9 protein-coding genes are annotated in these 12,705 nt (G+C 60.8%); 6 read left to right on the forward strand and 3 right to left on the reverse strand.

What is annotated here, in order from left to right:
* Positions 1 to 51: 51 nt before the first annotated feature.
* From R4P57_RS18985 to R4P57_RS18995, 3 genes are read right to left on the reverse strand one after another with little or no spacing between them, the layout of a single operon-like run.
* Entirely contained in the window at positions 52 to 1,794 is a 1,743-nt protein-coding gene (locus R4P57_RS18985) for a DUF1998 domain-containing protein (protein WP_317804379.1), read from the reverse strand.
* Positions 1,791 to 4,985: a helicase-related protein gene (locus R4P57_RS18990; RefSeq protein ID WP_317804380.1), complete on the reverse strand. Its 3,195-nt coding sequence runs from the start codon at positions 4,983 to 4,985 to the stop codon at positions 1,791 to 1,793. Before R4P57_RS18990 ends, R4P57_RS18985 begins: the two co-directional genes overlap by 4 nt.
* Positions 4,982 to 6,769, reverse strand: coding sequence for a UvrD-helicase domain-containing protein (locus tag R4P57_RS18995; RefSeq protein WP_317804381.1), 1,788 nt, complete (start codon positions 6,767 to 6,769; stop codon positions 4,982 to 4,984). Before R4P57_RS18995 ends, R4P57_RS18990 begins: the two co-directional genes overlap by 4 nt.
* 163 nt (positions 6,770 to 6,932) lie before the next feature.
* Between R4P57_RS18995 and R4P57_RS19000 the strand changes: the two genes are divergently transcribed.
* The 6 genes from R4P57_RS19000 (at position 6,933) to R4P57_RS19025 (ending at position 12,702) form a co-directional block, all read left to right on the forward strand.
* Complete coding sequence (locus R4P57_RS19000) at positions 6,933 to 8,030, forward strand: DNA cytosine methyltransferase (protein ID WP_317804382.1); 1,098 nt, start codon at positions 6,933 to 6,935, stop codon at positions 8,028 to 8,030.
* 513 nt (positions 8,031 to 8,543) lie between these two features.
* On the forward strand, positions 8,544 to 9,317 hold the full coding sequence (locus R4P57_RS19005) for a hypothetical protein (RefSeq protein ID WP_317804383.1): 774 nt from the start codon (positions 8,544 to 8,546) through the stop codon (positions 9,315 to 9,317).
* An 82-nt stretch (positions 9,318 to 9,399) separates the two neighbouring features.
* The gene (locus R4P57_RS19010) at positions 9,400 to 9,969 is read left to right on the forward strand and encodes a hypothetical protein (RefSeq protein WP_317804384.1); all 570 of its coding nucleotides are present in this window, start codon (positions 9,400 to 9,402) and stop codon (positions 9,967 to 9,969) included.
* 39 nt (positions 9,970 to 10,008) lie between these two features.
* Complete coding sequence (locus R4P57_RS19015; protein WP_317804385.1) at positions 10,009 to 11,043, forward strand: hypothetical protein; 1,035 nt, start codon at positions 10,009 to 10,011, stop codon at positions 11,041 to 11,043.
* Positions 11,044 to 11,125: 82 nt separating this feature from the next.
* Complete coding sequence (locus tag R4P57_RS19020; protein ID WP_317804386.1) at positions 11,126 to 12,232, forward strand: serine hydrolase; 1,107 nt, start codon at positions 11,126 to 11,128, stop codon at positions 12,230 to 12,232.
* Positions 12,229 to 12,702: a metalloregulator ArsR/SmtB family transcription factor gene (locus tag R4P57_RS19025; RefSeq protein WP_317804387.1), complete on the forward strand. Its 474-nt coding sequence runs from the start codon at positions 12,229 to 12,231 to the stop codon at positions 12,700 to 12,702. The genes R4P57_RS19020 and R4P57_RS19025 overlap by 4 nt, the downstream gene beginning before the upstream one ends.
* The last annotated feature ends 3 nt before the right edge of the window (positions 12,703 to 12,705 follow it).

Genomic DNA, 12,705 nt, shown 5'->3' on the forward strand with positions numbered 1-12,705 from the left:
CGCGGCAATATCTGCCACCGTGTCGCCTACTCCCCTGGGTCTGTTTGGCAGTTATGCCCGTGCGAGGAATTCGCTGAACAACCCCGCATCCTCTTCGTCTTCCTCGTGCGTACCGAACAACAGTGCACGATCGAGCAGGGTGTTGTTCAACTCGCACGACGTCTCCGGGGCCAGAACACATGCATGGCACGCCGCGAGGTTGAGCGCATCGGTTCCCGATGCGGTCGACTCGATGCAGACAGGATCGGAAGAGCACCACGACAAGCGAGTCAGACCTTCGCTGATCGCCTTTGCGAACTGTTCCGGATCGGCTTGCGATGCGACACCGCCCAAGCTGCCCGCCGAGTCCGAGCTCGCGGTGTAAACCAGGATTCCTGCCATCTCCTCGTCGACGAACAGCCGTTCCCGCAGAGCCGACGCCGGGTAACCAGCATCGAGCGACAGCTGGTCGATGAGGACGTGAGCGAAGGTGTGCAAGGCAACCTTGGCTATGTCGACCGTGATGGGCGGCCTCTTAAACGCCTCCGCCTGACGATTGGCTGCCTTCTGGAGGCTATGGCGCCGCTTCTGAGCGAACTTGTCGCCTGCCCAGTCGCTCAGCGCTTGCCGGTCCATCGCCAGGAAGATTCCTTCGCCGATGACTTCGATCGCCGGCAACCAGTATTTGGGCTCGCCGGACAGAGTGCACAAAGTGTCCGCATCAGTTGAACCGGTCAGTCGAGAGAACCCGTACAGAGCCCGTACCTCGCGTAGGCGAGTGACCTTCCGCAAATCCGTGATGATGCTGGGAACGTCACCGTCGAAATCCCCATCGACAACAGTCTTCTCACAGACGAAATCCGACTCGTCTCTTGTCGCATCACGACCGTCTATCAGTGCACCGAATTCCTGCTGACGGAGCTGTTCCTCGCCGATTGCGTCGCCGTTCTGCTCGCCGCGGCGACGCTCGACTTCCGCGGCTATTTGCGCGACGGTAAATCGGCCGCGGGAATCCTTGGCGATTTTGGCCATCAGTGCATCGTTGACAGTGGCAGGGTCCTCAAGTGAAACCCAGTGCTTGTTTACGAATTTCGCGAGTGCCTCGGAATACGGCGGAATCGATATCGCTGATCGCACCGCCGGGAACCATACGTTCGATGCACCCCGTTGTAACACTCTCGGTGTCTCGTCACACACTTCGGCATGATCCGCCCCGAGCCACGGGCGCAGACCCTTGCACGACAAGATTCCCTTCATCGCGTGACCCTGTGAGGCACCATCAAGTGAGCGGCGCGGTACATCGCAACTGCATTCGAGGACCAGATCATCCAGAGATGAAGTCCGACCCAACGACACCATCTTCATGTAGTGCTTGTCGCCGGGTGTTGTGGCATGACCTGCGTGCAACCAGTTGTAGAACGGGAACTCGTTGATGTGGCCACGCGTGCATGCGGTGATGAGACGGAACGGGGACAGGGCTACCCCGGCTCGCCCTTCCTTGCACTTACATTGCGACGCATTCCAATCACCACCCAGGTCGGCCGCGCTGCCGATTCGCCTGCATCCTGGGCAGATCTGCGTTTGTGGAAACCGCACCACAGGAACATCTTTACGGCCTCCTGCAGGTGGCGACTTGAGTTCCTTGACACCGAGTGACCGGGCCAACCTGGGCTCGCTTATCACCGGAGCTCGGTCTTCGTTCCAAAAATCGAGACCTACAATCATAAAACTCGACGTCTCGGAAGGAAACAACCCTCCGATACCGTAGGTGCTGAGTAATTGGCTGCGGCGTGCCTTCGCGTCGGCGGTGCTCATGGCTTCCTCTTCATTGGGATCTGATAGAGACTGCTTTCAGCGTCCACGTCGCGCATGCTCTGCAACGTCGGCCACGGGACCTCGCGCTGCGAGTATTCGATCTCGTCGTTCGTCAAGGCGTCCTCGGGTCGCACCATCAGCGCGGCTTCCAATTCCTTGTTCTGGTACTTCATGTACTCCCGCGCCTGGCCGGCGTCGGACCAAATGTCGAGCAGATCCCCCAACTCGTCCGCCGTGTCGTCTGCTTCGTCACCCTCAACCATGGTCACACGCTGCTCAATCAGCGCAACAACCTTCGTCAAGTCATCCCAGTTAACGTCGGCTAGATATGCAGACCCATTGCCGGACAACCCTGGGATCAATAGACGCGCCATAGAAATAAGGACACCGTGCAATCCCCGATCTCGGGCACGCGCCGCAAACGGCGTTGCACTGGTCGCTTCAACGGCGCGGTAGAGAGCCTGGTGGAAGGGGCGAAAGCTTTCGTAATGCGAGCGATCACGCGACCGAGCCGAATTGAAAATGGTTATTACGAGTCCAGGGTATTGACGGCCGACGCGACTGGTGGCCTGGATGTACTCAGCACTCGCCTGTGGCTGTCCCATCACCGTCATGAGGCCAAGTCGGTCGATATCTACGCCTACCGAGATCATGTTCGTCGCGAGCACCACATCGTCCGGCGGGTTAGCGCCGCCGAGCCGTCGTTCCAACGCCTTGAGGCGCTCAGGGATCTCGGACGACGCAACACGACTAGTCAGCTCGTTCACGACTTTAAGTTCGCGCTTCTCCGTGCCCTTGCGTCCGGCTACAACGCCCAGTCGCTCCCGCACGTCACCCTCGACTTGAAGGTTCGCGCTACCGAGCACTCGCAGGCTGTTGAAGTATCCCAGCAGCGTCCAGTAGGGGTCTCGCGTCTCGTCGCTACCAGGGACGTCCTTCGCAGCCTGCAGAAGGGCTGCGTAGGTGCGGACTAGGAGCGTCGCGTGACTGGTCCCTGACGCCATTATTCCGACGTACCGACGCGTCCCCAGCTCCTCCTTTGTGGACGGTTCAGCGAAAAAGGATTGATCAGGGTCGATACCAGGCGGCGGGAAAAGTGCCGCTTTGCGTGCGAATACCGAAGCGATCTGTTTGTCGGCACGACGGATCGTCGCAGTGGAAGCGATGACTTTCGGCCGAGCGCGATTCGACTCCTCGTCGAGCGACGTGACTGTGCATGCAGCATCGACGGCTGTCTCGTAGAGACCGACCATCGACCCGAGGGGCCCCGAAATCAGATGCAACTCGTCTTGGATGATCAACTCCGGGGGTGTGCCCTGACCGTCCCGCGCGAACAACTTTCCGACGTTCTCGTTCCACGCCATCATCGCGAACTTGTCGACGGTTCCGAGAACGAGTTCCGGACGCTCACGGTAGACGTCCTCGTCGACTACATGCACCGGCAGGCCGTCTTTAAAGTCACACGTCGACGTACCGCATGCAATGATCAGGTGATCATATGGATTTCTTGGGGCAGAGTAGTTCTCGTGGTCCATGATTGCTCCGCACCAGGGGCACTGGGTCAGCTGGACGGGATTCTTCTCGATCAAAGTCTCGTTCCGCGCCAACTTATTCAGGGACGTTCGCGCCTCGCGAACGCTGTTCGGTGTAGCGCCCGCACCGACCCAGAGCCCGATCGAGAACCCGCGCGACCCAAGATACGCGTTGTCCCTCCGAATTGTTTCCAGTGAACACATCAGCATCGAAGCGCGCTCGAACTGCTGAATTGTCAACAGTCGCAGCGTATAACGCATGATGATGGCCACACCTATCGCGGACGAACTCCTAATGCGACGCAGGAAGATGACAAACGCGACCAAGCCGAGGTACGCCTCCGTTTTGCCGCCGCCCGTCGGAAACCACAGCAGGTCGGCGACGTCACGGTCTTCATGCTTGGGATCAGCAATACCTGGAAGATTTAGAAGCACATACGCAATCTGGAAGGGTCGCCATGCTGCGGCCGATCCGTCGGTCAACTCACCAGGCTTCGCACCCGAACGGACCCAGTCCTGCCGAGCGCGCTGCAGCTGCATCGCGCGATTCGCGAGTTTGAAAGCTCTGTAGACCGTTTCGTCATCCTCCAGCAGGCGTATGCCCGCGTCGATACGGTCTGCGACGCGTCGCATCTCGGCAATATGACCAGCAGCGACCGGCGCGAGCTCTTCAGACACTGATGCGGCACCCGATGCGATAGTTTGCGCGAGGTTGTCGATCCACTCGCGGTACTGTCCGGTCAGGCTTCTCAGGCTCGCGGTGACTTTGTCCAACGACTGGTCCGCGAGACTCGACATCCGAAGATCGACGCCCTCCAACGCACCCGGACGCGCTCGGTGGACCTCATGCGTCGGAATGAAGGTCGTTGCTACGTGGGGAACCGCGCCGCTGTCGATCGCGCCCAGCTCCCAATCGGCGGCACATCCGTGACCGATGGCAAAGGTGTAGGCATGACGATACATCAGTGCAGCACTATCCAAGTCAGCGTCATGCCCGATGTTTCCGGGTGACGAGCGGTCCACGATGTCTGCGTTCTGGGTTCGCGCTTCAATTCCGACCTGAAACCAGGAAATGGCGTCACGCATGTCCCCCTGAAGGGCGACATGTGTGTTGTTGAGAGCCACAGATAGCGTGACGATACCGTTCCTGGCGGGTCGCACGTAACAATAGAGCTCTAGCCCGTCGGCAACCTCGCGCCGGTGCACCCCAGGTTTAGCCAATTGTTGAACAACCGGCTCTATTTTTGATGGGACTCGGACCCAATCTTGAGCGACCTGATCGTCATCGATCGGCTGCTCATACCGCGCCGCGGAACTAGCTATCACAACGTGGCCCGCTGAGGCACGTACGGAAAACGTCATCCCCATCGATGACGGAAATCGAGCTAGCGCCTGAGCAACCGGATTGCCATCATCCGTGCCCTCTGAGTCAGACTCAGCACTATCAGGCTCGGCTGACGACTTCTGCATCGACTCATTGATGTCATCGTCATCATCGGAAATTCGCGGCCACAGGGCACCAATAACGTATCTGCTCAGTGGAGCTTCACCAACGTGCTCGCGATCTCCATCTGCCGGACCGACGAGGTCGGCCACCAGGGCATCAACCATGTCTTCGCGAAACCTATACTTTTCGTCGAGTGCATCTTGCTCGTTCATCGCGCTTCCTCCATGACGTCCCATAACGGCTTTGCCAGTCCGACTACTCGTGGGACCAGCCAGAATCCCCCAGGACCGAGACCGGCCTCCTCGGTGAAGCGCGGATCTCCAGCGGTGGTCTCGACCGACGCCAACGTCAGGTCGACGAGCTCGGCGGGCCAGAAACCCTGCTTGATCCTGAAGAGCGAAGCGAACGCATGCCCGAACTCGTCCGCCGTCCGGCCGATGGGCGCACCGTCAATCCTTAGCGTATAGATCGGGTGGTTCACACCGGACAGGGCAGTATCTAGTGTGCCCTCCACAGCGACGCCCGGTAGCGCCGCCTCGAGTATTTGCTGTACGGCACGTGCGTCGACTTCATCTCCGGCAGAAGGTCGGTCACTGTAGACATCGGCCGGGCAAAACTCCATCGCCCGAGCTCGCGTTTGACCCGACCTTCCTACTCTCTCCTGTAAACGGTTTGCGAGCCAATCGAATTCACGAATCGACGACCCCGCCTGGGGCAGGCGCGTTAAAGCAATTGAATCTCGCGCCCTGCTGAGGGCAACGTACCTTCGGCGAACTTGAGCCCATGGCTCTTCCTCGAAGCCCACAGTCGACTCGACTATTACCACGTTATCGAACTCCAGTCCCTTGGCACGATGGATCGTCGAGACGATGATTTCCAGGTCGTCCCCCTGCGTCAGGGCGATCGGCATAGCCGCAGAACGAACTTTCGCCCGCAGGCGGCCAAGGTCAATCTGCTTGTAATTCCGAGATCGGCCCTCCGCCGACTTGAGGAGGTACCAGGCGTTCTCCGCATTAAGCTCATCGAGCTGGATGCGAAGTGCGGACTCGACGTCCGACTGCGCAACGATCGGACCGCTGAGGCGGCATAAAGCAGGAGCGATCCAACGCGCAGCACCAGATGACCGCGCCGGCCGCCTTACCACGTGGCGAATACCGTGATCAACCATCGATCGGGAAATGCGCAGAACTTCTGCATTGCTTCGACACAGCACTGCTGTCCGCCCAAGGTAATACTCCAAAAACTTCCAGTCCGATGGCTGATCCACCTGCGGCAGTGACCCTTCGAAGCCGTCAAGTAAATCGAGAGCACAACTCGGGTCCGTCTCCAGACGAAGTCCTCTCACCACATTGGCAAGACGAATACAGTCTGCACCTCTCGCACGGTAGTTGTGCTCAAGAGTCAAGCGTTGGAGGCCAAACTCCCCGGAGAGCGCGTCGAAGAATGCGTCAAAGCTCATTGCGCTGCTTGAGTCGTCAAGGACGAAGTCGTAGATTCCTTGTAGCGGATCGCCCAGCACAGTGATGCCCGCGTGCGCATCCAGGTGCGCCAGTACAGCCAGGACGAACTCGGCACGATCCCCGACGAGATCCTGGACCTCGTCGATGAAGACATGAGCCAGATCCGCGATCAGGTCTGGCGGGTCTTGTAGTGCTGTAAGTGCTGCGGTGGCCTGCCTGATTCGCTGGTCGTACGAGCTCAGCGGTTCGATGTCGAAATCAAGCAAGAGCTGCGACGCGAAGGAGTCGAATGTGCGTACGTTCGCCTCTACTCTCTCGCCCTCCGACACTCTCGTTCGGACTGCATGAACGGCTGCACGGGAAAAGCTCAACACCAAGATCTCCGCTGTCGCCGACAGACCCTCGTCGGCTCCCAGATACGCGATACGAGACGCGACAACCTCGGTTTTGCCAGACCCGGCCGGGGCTTCCACCATTAGCCGCGCCTCAGCAGGCGCAGTGACCACGCGGCGTTGTGCTTCGTCCAAAACAACCAAACCCGAACAACCCCTTGTTCCAAGACAGCTATCGCTTATGTCCACTTCTACCTTGCGAGGCGGCAATCTGTACGGACGTTGAACTTTCCCGTGTTGCTTGAGCAAAACACTCGACTGCTTGTCGAAGGCACTTGAGTGGACGCCAGCGGGATAACATCGACACATGCCCGAATCACTCGACGCAGACCTTGACGTCGTAGACCTCTTCGCGGGGCCAGGCGGGTTAGACGTCGGCGCGTCATGGCTGGGTCTATCGGTGTGCGGGATCGAGCTCGATCCGCGCGCATGCGAGACGAGGATGGCAGCCGGACTGCGCACCATACAGGGCGACGTTCGCCTATTCGGCCCCGACGACTTCCCTGGTGCCAAAGTGCTTGCAGGTGGGCCCCCGTGCCAGACGTTCACCATCGCCGGTTCCGGAACCGGCCGTAAGGCCATTGATACCGTGCTCGGATTGGTAGACGAGCTCGCCAGCGGGAAGGATATAGCAGCACGACTTCGTGCTCTTCACGATGAGCGAACCGGCCTGGTGGTCGAACCACTTCGATGGGCAATGCAAGCCCTTCGACAAGGCATCCCATACGAATCCATCGTCCTTGAGCAGGTACCAGCAGTCCTGCCTGTCTGGAAAGCGATCGGCCGCGTTTTGGCAGCCAACGGTTACGACGTTTGTCACGACGTTCTGCGCACCGAACAGTTCGGTGTGCCGCAAACGCGCAGGCGAGCGGTGTTGATCGCGCGCCGAAATGGCAAAGCTGCGCTCCCCACGGAGACCCACCAGGCGTATCACAAGGGAACTTTGCGTCCGGGCGAATCACATCTGCTCGGATGGGTGTCGATGGCTGATGCCCTCAATCGTAATGACGAATTCACCGTCATTTCGAACTACGGCAGCGGTGGTGATCCCAAAAATCGTGGACGACGAAGCGCTGACCAGCCGGCCGCAACCGTGACCGGGAAAATCACCCGCAACAGGTTGCAGTTCCCGGACGGACGACAATCGCGTCTATCACTCCCCGAAGCGGGTATCTTGCAGACATTTCCTTCCGACTTCCCCTGGCGCGGTGGAGATATCGGACAGCAAGTTGGAAACGCTGTGCCACCACGTTTCGCAGCACACGTTCTCGCAACCGCTACAGGTCGATTGATCGACAGCGCGCGGCTCGACGAGGCAGTGCGTCTACCCTGGGGCGAGTCTAGTTCCGGTGTGCCCGGCATCATCCGGGAAACTGCGTTGAGAGAGCCGTTGCTCACCGGCTGACAAGCCACCGTCTCCTGCCACTCAAAAGTCCTGCAACTCAACCCATCTTGCTCGTAATCGTTATCCAACCCGAACAGGCCAATCCTCTGCAACTACTGACGATGGCGATCTCGAAGCAGGACGCAATTCGAGTGTCGCCTTCGGGCCGATACCCCGGGAGCCCGCCACACCGATGGACGTCAGGAACGCGCCGACGGGCTCTTCGACAGTCCTGTCGTCCGATGACTCGGGGAGTCGAGACGCCGTCGAGTAGTTCTTATTGTGCCGTCGGCCCTTCGAGCGCTACGAGCACGTAGTACCTGACCTCATCGAACAGGTCAGTGTCCGCGTCGATGGCGTCGATCACCACGTCGACGAGTGGCCTGTCGACAGCAATGTCGGCAAACGGTCACCGGCACTCCCCTGTTCGTTCTGATGGCTAACCAGACCCCACAGTTCCATATGGGACCGACAGTTCGCAGTGACATCGAAAACGCCAACAACTGTGTCGGTACCCGATGCTTCGATGGCGATATGTCACGACTCGACGAGGGGTTCCCGCCGCCCACGGCCTGTGTGCAGTGGTGTCAGCACCGCAGCTACGACCTGCATGTCCTCGACGACGGTGTGGAAGTGGACCTGGATTGGTGGAACGGCCACCTCGACCGGGCAGGTCATGATCTCCGACTCCGCGGCCGCAATCTCGACGGAGAGATCGTCGAGTACGGCGGTGCCACGGTGCAGCGCAACGATCTTCGGTTCGGCACCGATCTGGCTGCAGGCGAACACGATTCGCTCGGCCTGCTGTTTCTCTGCGCGGCCTGGCAGGGCAGTCACCGGCACCGCAGAGCGATGCGGCGCTTCCCCGACGTCATGAACCCGCACCTCAGCCGTCCCGACGAGAACCCCGTCGCCAAGACTCTCGCTGTGCTCGATAGCTGCGTCCGCAACCGCGTGGTGCCGGACCATCCGAACTCGACCTGGTCCGGCTGGCCCGATGCACCCGGCGTCGGAATGTCCCTGATGGCCACGTTCCTGTGGGCTGTGAAGGCGTCGGTCTACGGCGGACCTGCGCAGCTGATCGACCAGTACGGAGTCTCGACACTCATCCACGAAGGGTGGCTCGAAGCCCCGTCCGTCACCGGATTCACTCGTCGTCGCTACGACCGTTACGTCGAACTCATCACCGCATGGGCCACCGACATCGGCACCAGCCCCGAGCTCGTCGAAATGTGGCTCGTGCAGCGCTGGAGCGCCCGACTCAACGAAGCACGCCACGGCCGCTACACCGCACCCACGTTGTTCTGAACGGTCGAGTACCGACGCACCTGAGACCGACTTCCGCCCGCTCGTGACGACGCCCCCGCCGGCAAGCGGCCATGATGTAGCGATGAGCATGCAGCTGCACGGGCGACTCGGTCAGGTGCATCCCAAATGGTTCACCACGGCATTCTGGGTGATCCTCGTGGTGTCCACGTATTGGTTGGTCTTCAACTCGGATTGGCAATGGTGGCTTCTGCTCGCCGCATTCGGCGGAGCGGCCAATTACTGCTGGTGGCGGGTGCGACGGCCGCAAAAGCTGCGCACACTGTGGGCACTGGCCTGTGGCCTGATCGCTACTGCCGCCCTGCTTTCCGCCGGGTGGGCCCTGCTGACTCCTTTCTCGGTGTCCACTGAAAGCGTAGGAAACAACCGAGTCGTTTGCGGCTCGATCGTCAACAGGGTCCAGGGCGACGACCTCCGCGAAACCGACGGCACGTCAGGAGAACTCATCGTGCGGGAGCGACCGATCCCGCAGAGCGAGTTCGTACGCGTATGTGCCAACAATGCGGACTACCGCACGAGCGACGTAGTGGGGGCTACCGTCATCGGGCTGTTGTTCACGTTTCGCGCGACCGGCCACCTCGTTCGGCGAGCGGACAGTACGACAGACGAGGCGACACAGTCGTTCAGGTCGTGAACCGTCGCTCACGGTGTCCTCGGCAGCTACCCTTCCGTCATGAGCGGCGTGAGGTCTCAGCTGATTCTCGTCGGCACCGTGGTGTTGGCGTCGCCGGCGTGCTCGTCGAGCCTGAACCCGTTCATCGACGACGTCTCGTACCGCCCGCCTACAGCGACAATTGTTTCCTCCCCTGACTGTCTGGCCCAGAGCATCTACACAGGACTGACTGGCTCGGGGCCATGGGATCCGGCGCTGACGTCCGATGCACCGGATCCGGGATACCCACCGGCCACTTTTCAGCCGGTTGCGGTGGTGAGATGTGAGCGGGGCACCGACGAAGCCGGGGGCATGACGGTGGACTCGGTACGGCTCGAAGGCAATATCCACGCCGTGGATGCTGCGTTTTCGGCCGATTCGAAGCGCTTTCCCGACGGCGTCGTAGCGTCGTGTGTGTACGCCATGGACCCGCCGGTCGGTCTGTGGTTCGTGAACGAGGCCGGCAAAGCGTTTCGACCGGCATGGCCGGCGAGCCCGTGCGGTCTACAGAACGCACCGATGGAGGCACTCGCCGACCTCAACGAAGTGTCCAGGTCGCCTCACCCGACTGGCATCGACAATCGGTACAACACCTCGTGCGAAAGCAGTCCGTACGGACAGGGTTTCGACAACACGACACCGGAGGACGTGGCTGCTGCCGAGGAACGCGAACGGTCACAAGATGGTCCGGTGGTTCCGTCGTTGGTGATGCCGATAGACGATGTGGACCAGTTGCAGTTGTGCACAGTTCGTACATCGAATCCTCTGGCTGCCGAGGAACTACCACCGGACTCCATCGTCTCTGCGGCTGGGACTTCGACGACTCTCGGCCGAGCGGAGAGCGCATCGATCGTGAGGTCGGTAGCGAACGCACCCCTCGCACCGGCCTGCAACGAGATCAGTACCCGCATTGCATCGACCGAACTACGCCGTCCTGACGGCTCGGGCAGATCATTCGTGTCCTTCGAGCTCGACGGTTGCCAACGCGCCGCAGGTTTCGGGTACTACCGCGCAATCCCCACCGAAGCACTGTCGGCACTGACAGGCATCGGATGAAGGCCAGAAGCAGGGTTGTCAGATCACTCGACCATCTTCTATGGTTATTCCGGAATTACGGAATAGCAGATGGGAGAACTCGATGCGACGCTCGGATTGGATCTCGGCAGCCTGTGCAGCCGTACTGCTGGTGGGTGGATGCGCCACCGACACCGACGCAGCTGCAACGACCACCACAACCCCGACGCCGGAGAACTGTGCACCCGTCACGTCCACCGACCTCGCCACCGAGGACGGGTGGATCGGACTGATCGATCAGGCGCCCGACACCGTCAGCCTCGTCATCGACGACGGCCGCGGCCGAACCGTCGAGCATCGGGCCGACCAGGATCAAGTACTCGCATCCGCGATCAAGGTGGTGCATCTTGCCGCCTACGCGCAGGCAGTCGCGAACGGCGCCATCGACCCCAACGAGCAGGTGGCCCTGACGGATTGGGAGCGGTGGTACGTACCCGGTACCGACGCCAACGCGCATCCGAAGGCCTTGACCCGGTTGGGCATTGCCAACGCCGGCACCAACGCAACCGACCCCAATGCCACGGTCCGCATCGACGACATGGTCTCGGCCATGATCCAGGAAAGCGACAACTCGGTTCCCGACTACCTGCGATACCGACTCGGCGATCAAGCACTCGTCGACGCCGCAGCCGCCGGAGGATGGGAGAACTTCGAGCTACCGAGCATGGTGGCCGAGATGCTCTCGATCTTCGATCCCGAACTCGCCGATGCAGATCCCTGGGAGACCGCACAGAAGTGGGCATTCGACCCGCAGTTCCGGGCACAGGCCGAGGCGTCCGTGCAAGTGCCGACCTACGAGGACCAGGTATCCAGGGTTGAGAGCAGTTTCCGCGGCGGTTCGGCAGCAGAACTGAACGGAATGTATCGCGCCTTCACGGACAAGACCTACGGCGCGGCATCCGACACCATTCTGCGCCAACTGGAATGGCAACCCGCCGGTGACGGCGTTCTCGGTGTCGGGTTCAAAGGCGGCAGCCTTCCCGGGGTGCTCACCCAGGGATTCGAGCTACGGCGCACCGATGGAACGGTGGCGACGGCCGTGTGGCTCACCGATGGTCTTTCTGCAGACAGATTCGAGCAAGCGTATGCGGGAGCCGGCGTGCAACAGCAACTCATCGTCGAGGCGATGCTCTCACCCGAGGTTCTCGACCGGATAGCCTGCGTGGTGTGAACGCAGAGTTCGAATCGAGACTGGCAGAGCTGGAAGCCCGCGTCGCCGAACTGGAACGACGCGACGCTCCCCAGCAGCTCGAGGCCGCACCGTCGACCGGCGGCTTGATCGCCTACCAAGGCGACGTGCATCTGTACGGCACCGTCCGCTGGGACATCGGCTACTCCCCCGACGCCATCGTGGAACTGCCGGTTCCCTCCGCATCGGAAGTGTTTGCTGCTCTGGGACATCCGGTGCGACTGCAGATCGTGCGAACGCTGCTGCGCGGCCCTGCGAACGCGGCAGATCTCCTCGCAGCCGTGGGACTCGGGTCGTCCGGCCAGATCTATCACCACCTCAAGACGCTGGGTTCGGCAAACATCGTGGAGCAGCACGGTCGCGGCGACTATCGAATCGCCGCCAAACGAGTTGTGCCGCTCCTGGTCTCGATGCTCGCCGCTGCGGATATCGCGGGCGATCTGGGTACGTGAACG

Origin of the sequence: Rhodococcus sp. IEGM 1330, assembly GCF_033142445.1 — a bacterium.
Classification (GTDB): Bacteria; Actinomycetota; Actinomycetes; order Mycobacteriales; family Mycobacteriaceae; genus Rhodococcoides.